This window comes from Streptomyces sp. TRD_SC_5 (assembly GCF_056836825.1).
In genome coordinates this window covers 1,968,285-1,981,914 of the sequence record NZ_JBWZZS010000001.1, presented here as the reverse complement: position 1 = coordinate 1,981,914, position 13,630 = coordinate 1,968,285, and the positions used below count along the sequence as shown (strand labels likewise).

General features: G+C 72.0%; 10 protein-coding genes. 5 read left to right on the top strand and 5 right to left on the bottom strand.

The window, feature by feature from the left end; translation table 11 throughout:
* Positions 1-79: 79 nt before the first annotated feature.
* Positions 80-814: an SAM-dependent methyltransferase gene (locus tag AC1P0E_RS09060; protein WP_482741647.1), complete on the top strand. Its 735-nt coding sequence runs from the start codon at positions 80-82 to the stop codon at positions 812-814.
* 76 nt (positions 815-890) lie between these two features.
* Positions 891-1,340 carry an SRPBCC family protein gene (locus tag AC1P0E_RS09055; RefSeq protein ID WP_482741646.1) on the top strand — a complete coding sequence of 150 codons (450 nt, stop codon included), beginning with the start codon at positions 891-893 and terminating at the stop codon, positions 1,338-1,340.
* 31 nt (positions 1,341-1,371) lie between these two features.
* Here AC1P0E_RS09055 and AC1P0E_RS09050 read toward each other — a convergent pair whose 3' ends face one another.
* Entirely contained in the window at positions 1,372-1,887 is a 516-nt protein-coding gene (locus AC1P0E_RS09050; RefSeq protein ID WP_482741645.1) for a pyridoxamine 5'-phosphate oxidase family protein, read from the bottom strand.
* An 80-nt stretch (positions 1,888-1,967) separates the two neighbouring features.
* Complete coding sequence (locus AC1P0E_RS09045) at positions 1,968-4,172, bottom strand: PIG-L family deacetylase (protein ID WP_482741644.1); 2,205 nt, start codon at positions 4,170-4,172, stop codon at positions 1,968-1,970.
* Between the two features lie 288 nt (positions 4,173-4,460).
* On the opposite strand from AC1P0E_RS09045, the gene AC1P0E_RS09040 reads away from it, so the two are divergent.
* A complete protein-coding gene (locus AC1P0E_RS09040) occupies positions 4,461-7,466 on the top strand; it encodes a bifunctional [glutamine synthetase] adenylyltransferase/[glutamine synthetase]-adenylyl-L-tyrosine phosphorylase (protein ID WP_482741643.1) in 3,006 nt (1,001 codons plus the stop codon).
* A 216-nt stretch (positions 7,467-7,682) separates the two neighbouring features.
* Here AC1P0E_RS09040 and AC1P0E_RS09035 read toward each other — a convergent pair whose 3' ends face one another.
* Complete coding sequence (locus AC1P0E_RS09035; protein WP_482741642.1) at positions 7,683-8,297, bottom strand: TetR/AcrR family transcriptional regulator; 615 nt, start codon at positions 8,295-8,297, stop codon at positions 7,683-7,685.
* A 145-nt stretch (positions 8,298-8,442) separates the two neighbouring features.
* Here AC1P0E_RS09035 and AC1P0E_RS09030 point away from each other — a divergent pair, with 145 nt between their 5' ends.
* Together AC1P0E_RS09030 and AC1P0E_RS09025 are read left to right on the top strand one after the other, a co-directional pair.
* The gene (locus AC1P0E_RS09030; RefSeq protein WP_482741641.1) at positions 8,443-9,906 is read left to right on the top strand and encodes an APC family permease; all 1,464 of its coding nucleotides are present in this window, start codon (positions 8,443-8,445) and stop codon (positions 9,904-9,906) included.
* A 54-nt stretch (positions 9,907-9,960) separates the two neighbouring features.
* Positions 9,961-11,538, top strand: coding sequence for an amidohydrolase (locus tag AC1P0E_RS09025; protein WP_482741640.1), 1,578 nt, complete (start codon positions 9,961-9,963; stop codon positions 11,536-11,538).
* An 82-nt stretch (positions 11,539-11,620) separates the two neighbouring features.
* Here the strand turns inward: AC1P0E_RS09025 and AC1P0E_RS09020 are convergent, their stop codons facing one another.
* The gene (locus tag AC1P0E_RS09020) at positions 11,621-12,517 is read right to left on the bottom strand and encodes a phosphatase PAP2 family protein (RefSeq protein WP_482741639.1); all 897 of its coding nucleotides are present in this window, start codon (positions 12,515-12,517) and stop codon (positions 11,621-11,623) included.
* Between the two features lie 75 nt (positions 12,518-12,592).
* Positions 12,593-13,612: a LacI family DNA-binding transcriptional regulator gene (locus AC1P0E_RS09015; RefSeq protein ID WP_482741638.1), complete on the bottom strand. Its 1,020-nt coding sequence runs from the start codon at positions 13,610-13,612 to the stop codon at positions 12,593-12,595.
* Positions 13,613-13,630 lie beyond the last annotated feature (18 nt).

Genomic DNA, 13,630 nt, shown 5'->3' with positions numbered 1-13,630 from the left:
CGGCGCGTGCTGCCGGCCCCGATTCGTGTTTGCTGAAAAGCCGGTGCGGCGCTCCCGGTGGCGGTGGGAGGGTGCGCGGATGAAGCGATCAGTGATCTCGCGGCTTGCCCATGTCAGCCATCCCGTCGCCGCCCCGCTCGACGACGATTCCGTACGCCGCCTTCTCGGGCGGGCCGTGGTCCGGGGGGACGAGCGGCTGCTCGATCTCGGGTGCGGGCAGGCCGAATGGCTCGTACGGGCGCTGGAGGCGCATCCGGAGGCGACGGCCGTGGGGGTCGACGTATCGGCGGACGCCCTGGCGGAGGCGCGGAAGCAGGCCGACGGGCGCGGGGTCGGGGAGCGGCTGGAGCTGAGGGAGGAGGATGCCGGGGCCTTCGGGTCCGAGCGGGGCTTCGACGTGGTGCTGAGCGTGGGGGCCACGCATGCCTTCGGCGGGCTGACGGGCACCCTGGCCACGGCCCGCAGGCATCTGGCGCCGGGCGGACGGGTGCTCGTCGGTGACGCGTACTGGGCGGCCGAACCCAGCGCCGGGACGCGGCGGATGCTCGGCGAGTACGAGGATCTGGCCGCGACCGTGGACCGGGTGACGGCGGACGGCTGGACGCCGGTTTTCGGGCACGTCAGCACCCGCGAGGAGCTGGACGACTACGAGTGGCACTGGACGGGGGCTCTGGCCGAATGGGCCCTCGACCACCCTGGCGACCCCGGCAGCCAGGAGGCTCTCGCGGCGGCGGACCTGCATCGGTCCGAGTGGCTGCACGGGTATCGCGACTGTTTCGGGTTTCTCGTGCTGGTGCTGCGGTCCGCTCCGTAGCCATCGGGTCGGTGGACCTGGTGGCGCGGTCCACCGAGTGGGACCATTTGGGTGATGGCACCAGAAAGGGTGCGACATGTCCGCAATCAAGGAAACCATCGACATAGCGCGCCGCCCCGAAGACGTCTTCTCCTACGTGACCGACGCCTCGCACCTCCCCGAATGGCAGGAGAGCGCGGTGTCGGCACACCAGGTGGACGACGCCCCGATGAGGGTGGGCTCGCGCGTTGTGGTGACTCGCAGGGTCGGTCGTCGGGAGATCCCGATGACCATGGAGGTGGACGAGCTGGAAGCTCCGCGGAGCTGGCACATGCACGGAATCGACGGCCCCGTCAGAGGGGATGTGCGGGGCACGATCGAGCCACTCGGCGACGGCGAACGCTCACGCCTGACGCTGTCCCTGGACTTCGAGGCGCACGGGGTCGGCAAGTTGCTCGTGCCGCTCGTCGCCCGTCCGCAAGCGCAAAAGGAGATGCCGAGGAACGAGGAGAGGCTGAAGAGCGTGCTCGAAGGGGCGGGGGCGTGAGCTTCACCGCGCGTGAGCCCACCGGGACCGCTCAGCCGAACAGCCAGCGCGTCTGGCTGTAGACGCGCTTGCCGAAGCCGAAGGCCGCGACGGGTGCGACGCGGAAGACCACAGCCCGGTCGCCCTCGCCGTAGAACGCCCCGTCGCGTACGTCGAAGTGCCAGTCCGGGCCGTACTTCGCCTCGTACGCCGCTGCCAGGCGCCGCAGGCGCGGCTCGTCCCGCTCCGCCACCGCCTTGCCCTCGACCACCAGGTCGAAGCCCTCGTGCAGGGTGTTGGCGCCGGTGGTGAGGACGACGTGCGGGTTGGTGGCGAGGTTCTTCGCCTTGCGTTCCGCCGGGCCCGTACAGAAGTGCAAGGCCTCGTCCTGCCAGACGGCCAGCAGCGGGGTGACGTGCGGGCGGCCGTCGGGGCGTACGGTCGTCAGCCAGAACAGCTCGGCCTGTTCCAGGCGCTCCACCGCGTCGGACCACGGGGTGGCGGTCGCGTTCGTCTCGCTGTAGCGGCTGTCCAGGTTGGTTCGCGGCTGCGGAGTGTCGTGGTCCATGGTGCTTGCCTCTCACCTCTCGCTCGCGGTCTGTCTTCCCATTACCTCTCAGAAAGACAGACCGTGAGCGGAAGCGAAACTCAGCGGTCGTATCCCGTCGGCCTGGTCGTGACCGGCGCCGGGCCCACCGGCTGCCAGGTGGGGGCGCCCCGGCCGGTCCAGTAGAGGCGGCCGTCCAGCGCCACCGCCGCGACCGAGGTGTTGCCCGCCGCGTCCGTGGTGGACGCGGGGGCTCCGCCGAAGAGGAAGTCGCCCCGGTTCCAGCGGGGCACGCCGGTCGATCCCGGGGGAAGCTCGGCCGTACCGAGGTGTCCTGAGCCGTCGCGGGCGGCCAGCAGGCCGTCCGTGGCGCTCACCTGGCCGAACCCGGCCCGGCCGCCGAGGTCGGTGACCGCGTCCGTCGGGGCCGCGGCGGTCACCGCGCCCGGGGACGCTCCGGCGGCGAAGCGGGCGGCGAGCACGGCGCCGGAGCCCGGCTTGCGGAAGTACAGGCGTACGCCGTCGCCTTCCGGGCGGACCGTCGGCGGCAGCGGCGTCGCGGGCAGGGCGGTGGGAAGGGGGCCGCGCATCGGGGCGCCGGATGCGTCCTGGGTCCAGGCGACGGTCGACGTGAGGGTCTGCGCGAAGACGTAACCGCGACCCGCGCCGTCCACGGCCGCCGCCGGGTCGCCGAACACCTGCCGGCCGCCCAGCGCCTGCCAGGGGGCCCAGGTTCCGTCGGCGAGCTGCGTACGGGAGCCGAGGGCGTGGCCGCCGTCACGGACGTAGACCGTCGCTCGGCCCGCGCGGTCCACGGTCACCGCCGGGGCGCTGATGTCCAGGGAATCGGGCGCCTGGGCCGAGTGCGGCATGCCGAGGGACTGCCAGGGGCCGAAGGCCCCTCCCACGGCGCTCTGTACGGCGGTGACGACGTCACGGCGGTAACCGGCCGGGCCGTCAAAAGAGGTACGGGTGCCGAAGAGGGCTATTCGGCCGTCGGGCAGCTTCTCGGAGGTGATGCCGCTGTCCAGGCCGGTGCCGCCGAGCAGCGTCGGGCCGGTCCACGCGGGCGGGGAGCCGGCCTCCGTGGCGGGCCCGCGGTGCCAGACCGCGAGGCGCGTGTCCAGTACGGAGAACGCCCACAGCTCGCCCTCGCGGGCGCCGCTCTGGAGCCAGGAGGTGCTGGTGTTGCGCGAGTGGCGGATGCCGTACACCCAGCCGGGGCCCGTGGGCCGCCCCGCCACCTTGCGGTCGCCGCACCCGGCCTCGGCGTGGCAGTAGTTGTCGGGGTAGTCGGTCCAGGCGTACGTCTTGAGGGTGTGCAGCTTCTCCCGCACGGCATCCGGGCCCAGGACGTGCGGCAGGCTGCCGTTGAGGTAGCCGAGGTAGTTCTGGACGGTGAAGTGCGGGTGGCCGCCGCTCTTGCCGTACTCGGTGAGCGCCAGCTGGGCGAACCTGGCGCCGTACATGTGGTCCTGGTGGTCGGGGAGCATGTGCGGCGTGGCCTCGCGGCCGTTCGTCGGGTCGAGCATCCGCACATGCGTCGGCTGGAAGCGCTTCAGCAGCCCGGTGATCGTCTGGACGACCTGGTCCCTGGAGTACGAGAAGTTCTCCGTGACCGGCGTGCCGTACGACAGCTCCGACTCCAGGGTCTCCACCCGGCCGTCCCACAGGCCGTGCAGGCTGTGCGGCCGGTCCGCGGCGCTGGCGCCCGCCTCGTGCAGCTGGACCCAGACCAGGCTGACCTCGGGGCGCGCCTTCAGCGTGTCGAGCTCGGCCCAGCCGCCGCCGTCGGTGCGGATCGCGGAGCGCTGCCAGGGGCTGGTCCGGTCGCCGGTGGCCATCTCGGCGTACGCGGCACGTATGCCGTTCTGCCGGGCCTCGGCGTACCGCACCTTGTCGGGCGCGGGCAGCGGGACACCCTCGTTCGCACCGCCGCGGAAGGAGTTGACGCCGTCCGCCTCGCCCGCCGTCAGGTAGACCGAGGTCAGGCTGTGGCCGGTGCGTATGGACTGGCTGAGGTCGGGGTTCATGAAGAACAGGTCGTCGTCCGGGTGGGAGACGATCTGCATCACCGACTCCGCCGCGGCCCGCACCGGCTCGGCCTGGCCGGCTCCGCCGTCCTTGCCTGCTGTGTCCGTCGTACCGGCGGTCACCGTCCGGGCCGCCTTCGGGCCGGAGGCCGCGAGCGGAACGGCCGGGCGGGCGAGCTGGATGCCCGTCACCGCCAGCAGCAGACTCGCCAGGACGACGCTGGGCAGAGCGCGGCGCGGCAGGCGGAAGGTACTACGGGCCCTGGGCGGCATAGGAATGGTGCTTTCGGTGTGCGGTGGTGCGGCGTACGGGATGGGGTGCGCCCAGGACGGCGCTGATCATCGCGCAGACTGTGGAGCAGAAGTGAAGAGGGTTTCATGCGGGATCCGGTTCATCGGCGCCGGGAACCGGTGATGTTGCGGATGTCACTGGCCTTCTCCGTCACAGCCCGTGCCGCGCCCGGGCCGCAGGCCGTCCCGCCGATCCTGCGGATAGGCTCGTGAGCCGGACCTTGACCCGACGGCCGTACGGACCGCGGGACGGCCGGAGCGGGAGGCAGAATGTCGGCGCCGGGGCGCAGGAGCAGTACCTTCACGCGGCTGCTGCGGCGCGGTTTCACGGATCCGTCCGCCGCCGAGCGGCTCCTGGGCGCTCCTGAGCTGGCCGCGGTACGGGGCGACCCGGTGCTCCTCGACGCGCTCGGCGCGACCGCCGACCCGGACCTGGCGCTCCTCGGGCTCGTACGGCTGGCGGAGGCCCAGGACGACGCCGAGCGGCGGGTCTTTCTCGACACCCTCGTCACCGCCAAGCCCCTGCGCGACCGGCTGCTCGGGGTGCTCGGCGCGTCCGAGGCGCTCGGTGACCACCTGGCGCGGCACCACCGCGACTGGCAGGCGCTCGTCACGTACGAGGCGGCGGATCTCCACCCCGGGATCGCCGAATTCGAGCGGTGTCTCGCCGACGCCGCCGACCCCGTGTCGCTGCGGGTCGCGTACCGGCGCTGCCTGCTGTCGATCGCCGCCCGCGATGTGTGCGGTACGACGGACGTCGCTCAGGCGGCGGCCGAACTGGCCGACCTGGCGACGGCGACGCTGCGGGCCGCGCTCGCCATCGCCCGCAAGGCCGCTCCGGAGGACGCCGCCGTGTGCCGGCTGGCGGTCGTCGCGATGGGCAAGTGCGGCGGTCACGAGCTGAACTACGTCTCCGACGTGGACGTGATCTTCGTGGCGGAGGCGGTTGAGGGCGCGCGGGGCGCTCAGGGCGCCGACGAGGAGCAGGCGATCCGCGCCGCGACCCGCCTCGCCTCCCACCTGATGCGGATCTGCTCCGAGACGAACATCGAGGGCACGATCTGGCCGGTCGACGCGAATCTGCGGCCCGAGGGGCGCAACGGGCCGCTGGTACGGACGCTCTCCAGCCACCTCGCGTACTACCAGCGGTGGGCCAAGACGTGGGAGTTCCAGGCGCTGCTCAAGGCGCGGGCGGTCGCCGGTGACCTGGCGCTGGGCGAGGCGTACGTCGAGGCCGTGTCGCCGCTCGTGTGGCAGGCCGCCGAGCGCGAGAACTTCGTGTCCGACGTACAGAAGATGCGCCGCCGCGTCGTCGACAACATCCCGGCCGCGCAGGTGGAGCGCGAGCTCAAGCTGGGTCCCGGTGGGCTGCGGGACGTCGAATTCGCCGTACAGCTGCTGCAGTTGGTGCACGGTCGCAGCGACGCGACGCTGCACCAGGGGTCGACGCTGGGGGCGCTGGAGGCGCTTTCGGCCGGCGGGTACGTGGGGCGGGCGGACGCCGTGCAGCTGGAGGAGGCGTACCGCTTCCTGCGCGCCATGGAGCACCGCATCCAGCTGTACCGGCTGCGCCGCACGCACCTGGTGCCGCAGGACGAGGCGGGTCTGCGGCGGCTCGGGCGCTCGCTCGGGCTGCGCACGGAGCCCGTCGCGCAGCTCAACCGGGCGTGGCGGCGGCACGCCGGGGTGGTGCGGCGGCTGCACGAGAAGATCTTCTACCGGCCGCTGCTCGACGCGGTCGCGCAGCTCGCGCCCGGCGAGATCCGGCTCAGCCCGAAGGCGGCGGGACAGCGGCTCGAAGCTCTCGGGTACGCCGATCCGGCCGCGGCGCTGCGGCATCTGGAGGCACTGTCGTCCGGCGTCACGCGCAAGGCGGCCATCCAACGGACGCTGCTGCCGGTGCTGTTGGGGTGGTTCGCCGATTCCGCGGACCCGGACGCCGGGCTGCTGGGCTTCCGGAAGGTGTCCGACGCGCTGGGCAAGACGCCGTGGTACCTGCGGCTGCTGCGGGACGAGGGGGCGGCGGCGGAGAACCTGGCGCGGGTTCTGTCGGCCGGGCGGCTCGCTCCCGACCTGCTGCTGCGGGCGCCGGAAGCGGTGGCGTTGCTCGGCGACCCCGAGGGGCTGAAGCCGCGCGGCCGGGCGCATCTGGAGCAGGAGGTGCTGGCGGCGGTCGGGCGCTCGGGCGGCGCGGAGGCGGCGGTGGCGGCGGCGCGCGGGGTGCGGCGGCGGGAGATGTTCCGTACCGCCGCGGGTGACCTCATCGGATCGTACGGAACCGAGGAGAGCCCGGCGGAGCAGGACCCCGGCGCGCTCGTCGACCGGGTCGGCAACGCCCTGACCGACCTGAACGCCGCCACGCTGGCCGGTGCGCTGCGGGCCGCCGTGCGTCAGCAGTGGGGGGACACGCTGCCGACGCGGTTCGCGGTGATCGGGATGGGGCGCTTCGGCGGCCACGAGCTGGGTTACGGGTCCGACGCCGACGTACTTTTCGTGCACGAGCCGCGCGAGGGAGCGGACGAGCAGGAGGCGGCGCGGGCGGCGAACACGGTCGTCGCGGAGATGCGCCGACTGCTCCAACTGCCGACCTCGGACCCGCCGTTGCTGATCGACGCGGACCTGCGGCCGGAGGGCAAGAGCGGTCCGATGGTGCGTACGCTCGCCTCCTACGCGGCGTACTACCGGCGTTGGTCGCTGGTCTGGGAGAGCCAGGCGCTGCTGCGCGCGGAGCCGATGGCGGGGGACGCGGACCTCGGGCGGCGGTTCGTCGAACTCGTCGATCCGCTGCGGTATCCGCGGGCGGGGCTCGACGACGACGCGGTGCGCGATATCCGGCGGCTCAAGGCTCGCATGGAGTCGGAGCGGATGCCGCGCGGCGCGGACCCGACGCTGCACGCGAAGCTGGGGCGGGGCGGGCTGAGCGACGTGGAGTGGACGGTCCAGCTGCTGCAGATGCGGCACGGTTCGGCGGTGCCGGGCCTGCGGACGACCCGCACGCGCGAGGCGCTCGCGGCGGCCCGGGCGGCGGAACTTATCGCCCCGGACGACGCGTCGGTCCTCGAAGAGGCGTGGGTACTGGCGACGCGGGTGCGCAACGCGGTGATGCTGGTACGGGGGAGGCCGGGCGACACGTTCCCCTCGGACGGGCGTGAACTGGGCGCGGTGGCACGGTACTTGGGGTACGAGGCGGGGCATGTGGGGGACATGCTGGACGACTACCGGCGTACGACGCGGCGGGCTCGGGCGGTGGCTGAGGAGTTGTTCTACGGGGGGTAGGCGTGCGTGCGTCGGTGCGGCGAGTGGTGTTGGGGCGCGGGGGTGCCGCTGCGCGGAGCCTTTCCCCACCCCACCCCGCCCCTTCCCGGCCTGGGGCGCTGCCCCAGGCCCCGCTCCTCAAAACGCCGGAGAGGCTGGGTGGCGCCGCTGAGCCGCAATGTCAGCAGGGAAGGGGCGGGTAGGGGAAAGCCCCGCGCAGCCGCCCCGCTCCATCCGTTACGACGACGCCCCCGCCAGCAACGCGCGGCAGTGCGCCATGAACCCCTCCAGGGCCAGATCGAACGCCGCGTGCGTGCGGTCCGGGCCCGCCGCCGCCAAGGCAAGGGCCAGCCCCGGCGTCGTCGTCGCGTCCGGGAGTTCCCACATCGTCTCCGGCGCCGCCATGTCCAGCGCCGAGCCCAGCACCAGGTTCTCCAGCGCGCTGATCACGACCATCACGTCCGCCGTCGCGAAGCCCGCGTCCAGCAGCAGCCGTACCGCCCGCTCGTACTGGTCGAGAACCTTCGGCGCGCGCACCGGTGACGTCATGAGCAGCGGGATCGCCCGCGGGTGAGCGGCGAACGCGGCGCGGTACGAGCGGGCCCAGGCGGTCATCGCCGCGTCCCAGGGCTTCAGTTCCAGCGTCGAGGTGTCGATGGCCGAGGCGACGCGTATCCGCAGCAGCTCGACGATCCCGTCCCGCCCGTCCACATGGTGGTACACCGACCCGGTCTGCACCCCGAGCCGCCGCGCGATCTGCGGAACGCTGAACTCGCCCTGCCGGTCGACGAGCTCCAGCGCCGTCGTGGCGATGCGCTCCCTGTCCAGGAGCGGTGTGCGCGGCCGGCCCATGTCGGTCCCCTCGTTCTCAGCTCTTCCCGGATCTCCGTCCGGAGGCTACATTGCCCGAAACCAGAAACCGAAAGCCTTTAGGTTTTCGGTGCAACGGTCGTGTCGCCCCTGCCTCCCCGCCTGCCGCAGAAGGGCCTGTGCCCGCATGTCAGCGATCCCCAAGACCTCCCCGGAGAGAACCGGACCGGCCACCCGGCCGCCCACCCTCCGCCGCGCCACCCTCGGCACCTCGGACATCGTCTTCTTCGTCGTCTCGGCCGCCGCCCCGCTCACCGTCATGGCCGGCGTCGCCCCGCTCGCCATCATGCTCGGCGGCATCGGCGCCCCGGCCGGCTACCTCATGGCAGGCATCACGCTCGCCGTCTTCGCCGTCGGCTTCACCGCCATGACCCGGTACGTCCGCCACGGCGGCGGGTTCTACGCGTACATCACCCGGGGTCTGGGCCGCCCCGTCGGTATGGGCGCCGCGCTGCTCGCCATGATCGGCTACAACGGCATGGAGATCGGCGTCTACGGCCTCCTCGGCAGTGCCACCCAGGACACCGCCAAGTCCCTCTGGGGCATCGACATACCGTGGCTCCCGGTGTCCGTCGCCGGGCTCCTGCTGGTCTGGTACCTCGGCTACCGGTCCATCGACTTCGGCGCCAAGATCCTCGGCGTACTGCTGCTCGCCGAGACCGGGATTCTGGTGCTGCTGGCAGGAGGCGTTCTCCTGGATGGTGGCGCGGACGGGCTGTCCGCCGACTCCTTCACCCCCGGCAACATGGTCGGGCCCGGCATGGTCGCCGTACTGGCCATGGCCTTCGCCGCGTTCACCGGCTTCGAGTCCACGGCCATCTACCGCCGCGAGGCCCGCGATCCCGCCCGTACGATCCCGCGCGCCACCTACACGGCCGTCGCCTTCCTCGGCCTCTTCTACGCCTTCATCGTCTGGACGGTCATCCAGGCGTACGGCTCCGACAAGGTCGTCCAGGCCGCCACCGACGACGCGGGCGGGCTCTTCTTCACCGCCATCACCACGTACGTCGGCAGCTGGGCCGCCGACCTGATGCACATCCTCATCGTCTCCAGCGTCATCGCGTCCCTGCTCGCCTTCCACAACGCCATCAACCGGTACGGGCTCTCCCTCGCGGAGGAAGGCGTCCTGCCCGCCGCGCTCGGCAAGGTCCACCACCGTCACCGCTCGCCCTACCTCGCCGGCGCCGCGCAGACAGCGCTGGGCCTGGTCGTCGTCCTCGGCTTCGCCCTGGCCGGGGCGGACCCGTACACCCAGCTGCTGTTGTGGGTGAACACCCCCGGCATGATCGGCCTGATGGCGCTGCAACTGCTGGCCGCCATCGCCGTGCCGTTCTTCTTCCGGCGCATCAGCCACACCGAGAGCATCTGGCGCACCACCATCACCCCCGCCCTGGCCGCCGTGCTGCTCGCCGCCGCGCTCTACCTGGTGGCGACGAACGTCGAGCTGTTCACGGGAGCGACCCCGGCCATCAACGTCACTCTCGTCGCGATCGTGCCCGCCGTCTTCCTCCTCGGCATCGCCATCGCCCTGCGCCTGCGCCGCAGCAGACCGCAGGTGTACGCCGACTTCGCCGCAGAGCCCAGCGAGTAACCAGTAGTCGAGCAATCAGTAGACGAGCAAGCAGTAGCAAGGAAGCAGAAGAACGTGTCTGAAGCCGATCTCATCCTCACCGGCGCCCACGTCCGCACCCTCGACCCCGCCCTCCCCGAAGTCACCGCCGTCGCCGTACGGGACGGACTGATCACCGCTGTCGGCGACGCGTCCGACGTACGGGACTGGCGGGGTCCCGGCACCGAGACCGTCGGCCTCTCGGGAGCCACCCTCACCCCCGGCCTGGTCGACAGCCACAGCCACCCCGTGTGGGGCCTGGAGATGTCCACCGGGCTCGACCTCTCCGCCGTACGCGACCTCGACTCCCTCCGCGCCGCCCTCGCCGCCGCCGAGCGCAGAGAGGACGGCTGGATCGTCGCCTTCGGCCTCGACCACAACGCCTTCGGCGGCCGCCCTGTCGACCGCGCGCTCATCGAGGACGCCGTGGCCGGCGCGCCGGCCTTCATCCGCCTGTACGACGGACACTCGGCCCTCGTCAACGGCGCCGCACTCCAGGCCGCGGGCATCACCGGGCCCCGCACCTTCGCGCAGCGCTCGGAGATCGTCTGCGACGCCGACGGCCGTCCCACCGGGCACCTCGTCGAGCACGCCGCCATGGACCTCGTCGACGCCGTCGTGCCCAGGCCCTCGTACACCGAGCGCCGCGCCCGCCTCGGCGAGCTGCTCACCGCGATGGCCGCCACCGGTCTGACCGGCGCCCATGTGATGGACCTCGGCGGCGACTCCCTGGAGCTCCTCGCCGCGGTCGAGGAGACCGACGACCTTCCCGTACGGCTCCTCCTCGCCCCGTGGTGCATGCCCGGCGCGGACAGCGCCGACCTCGACGAGCTCGTCGCCCTCCAGAAGGAATCGGGCCGCCTCTGGCGCGTCGGCGGCGTCAAGTTCTTCATGGACGGCACGGTCGAGGGCGGCACCGCCTGGCTGGAGCACGCCGACTGCCACGGCCAGGGAACGGAGGCGTTCTGGCCGGACCCGGCGGCGTACACCAATGCGGTTCGCCACCTCCACAGGGCAGGGGTACGCACGGCCACCCACGCCATCGGTGACGCCGCCGTGCGTCATGTCCTGGACACCGTCGAATCGCTCGGCGCGAGCGGGCGGCTGCGCCACCGCATCGAGCACATCGAGACCGTCCCCGAGGACCAGATCGTCCGCTTCTGGGAGCTCGGCGTGATCGCCTCGATGCAGCCGCCCCACACGGCGTACACCCGCGCCGACCACACCGACGAGTGGTCGAAGCGGCTCGGAGACGAGCGGGCGGCCCGCGCGTGGCGCTGCCGCGATCTGCGGGACGCGGGCGCCGTGCTGGCCCTCGGCTCCGACTGGCCCATCGCCCACTACGACGCCCGTCAGGTCCTGGCCACCGCCCGTGCGCCGCGTGGCGCGGCTGAGGCTGGGCGCTCGCTGACCGGTCTGATGTCCCTGGAGGGCTGTACGACGCACGCGGCGGTGGCGGCGGGTGAGCAGGCCGTGTCGGGTCGTATCGCGCCCGGTCTGCGCGCCGACCTCACGGCCTTCGGGCTGGACCCGGTCGAGGCGCCGGCTGACGAGGTGGCTGAGGCGCCCGTACGCCTGACCGTCACCGGGGGCAGGATCACGCACCGGGGCTGAGGTATTCCCCCACCCGCCCCTTCCCGAAGTCCTCAAACGCCGGACGGGCTGGATGTGCCGGGGTGGGCTGCTGGGGCTCCGCCTACGCCCGTACCGGCCACACCCGGCGGCGGCCCGTACGGGGCCGGGACGCGTCCTCGGCGACCACCTTCGGCAGGTGGTGCGGCAGCGCGCCGTACCAGGTGCGGCTGAGGGTGTAGCCGAAGGCGAGGCAGAGCAGGCCGCCGACCGCGTCCAGCCAGAAGTGGTTGGCGGTGGCGACGATCACGACCAGGGTCACCGTCGGGTAGAGCAGGCCGAGGATCTTGGCCCAGGGGACGGAGGCCAGCGCGAAGATCGTCACGCCGCACCACAGGGACCAGCCGATGTGCATGGAGGGCATCGCGGCGTACTGGTTCGACATGTTCTTGAAGTTGCCGGAAGCCATCGAACCCCAGGTCTGGTGCACCAGGACCGTGTCGATGAAGCCGTGCCCGTTCATCAGCCGGGGCGGCGCCAGAGGGTACAGGTAGTAGCCGAGCAGGGCGATGCCCGTGGTCGCGAAGAGGACGAGGCGGGTGGCGGCGTAACGCCCGGGATGGCGGCGGAAGAGCCAGACCAGCACACCGATCGTCACGATGAAGTGCAGCGTCGCGTAGTAGTAGTTCATCGACACGATCAGCCATGTCACCGAGTTCACGGCGCGATTGACCGTCTCCTCGACCGCGATCCCCAGGTCCTGCTCCGCCCGCCAGATCCAGTCCGCGTTGCGCAGGGCGGCGGCCTTCTGCTCGGGCACGGCATTGCGGATCAGCGAGTACGTCCAGTAACTGACCGCGATCAGCAGGATTTCGAACCAGATGCGCGGATGGCGCGGTGAGCGCAGCCTCTTCAGAGCAGCGGACCGCGAAGACGGCTGCTGCTGCTCCTCGTCCTCCACGACGGGTGACGGGTCGGTGGCCGTCCGGCCTGCCAGAGTCTTCACGGTCGAGTCACCCATGGGGAGAGAGTCTGCCAGATGCTCACCACCCCTCCGATCATCCTCCGGTCGGGTGACGTATGCACGTGCTGAGCGCTATGAGCGAGGCCCGGATGCGGTTGAACCGCGTACTACCAGCTCGGGCATGAAGACGAATTCGCTGTGCGGTGCGGGTGTGCCGCCGACCTCTTCGAGGAGCGTACGGACCGCCGCCTGGCCCATCGCCGTCACCGGCTGCCTGATGGTCGTCAGAGGCGGGTCGGTGAACGCTATGAGCGGCGAATCGTCGAAGCCGACCACCGAGATGTCACGCGGTACGTCCAGGCCCAGCCGGCGGGCCGCGCGGATCGCGCCGAGCGCCATCATGTCGCTGGCGCACACGATCGCCGTACACCCGCGCTCGATCAGCGCGGAGGCGGCGGCCTGGCCGCCCTCCAGGGTGTAGAGGGAGTGCTGGATCAGCTCCTCCGTCTCCTCGGGGGTCAGGCCGAGCCGCTCCTGCATGGCGGCGCGGAAACCCTCGATCTTGCGGAGTACGGGAACGAACCGCTTCGGGCCGACGGCCAGACCGATCCCGGTGTGACCCAGCGACGCCAGGTGCGTCACCGCCAGCCGCATCGCCGCCCGGTCGTCCGGAGAGATGAAGGGCGCCTGCACCTTCGGCGAGAAGCCGTTGACCAGCACGAAGGGGACACCCTGGGCGCGCAGCTGCTCGTATCGCTGCATGTCGGCCGTGGTGTCGGCGTGGAGGCCGGAGACGAAGATGATGCCGGAGACCCCTCGGTCCACGAGCATCTCGGTGAGCTCGTCCTCGGTGGAGCCGCCGGGGGTCTGGGTGGCCAGGACGGGCGTGTAGCCCTGGCGGGTCAGGCCCTGGCCGATGACCTGGGCCAGGGCCGGGAAGATCGGGTTCTCGAGCTCGGGGGTTATGAGTCCGACCAGTCCCGCGCTGCGCCTGCGCAGCCGTACCGGGCGCTCGTATCCGAGGACGTCGAGCGCGGCGAGTACGGATTCGCGGGTGGCCGCGGCAACCCCGGGTTTGCCGTTGAGCACGCGGCTGACCGTCGCTTCACTGACCCCCGCCTGGGCTGCGATGTCGGCAAGCCGTGCGGTCATGGGAGTGGACTGTACCGG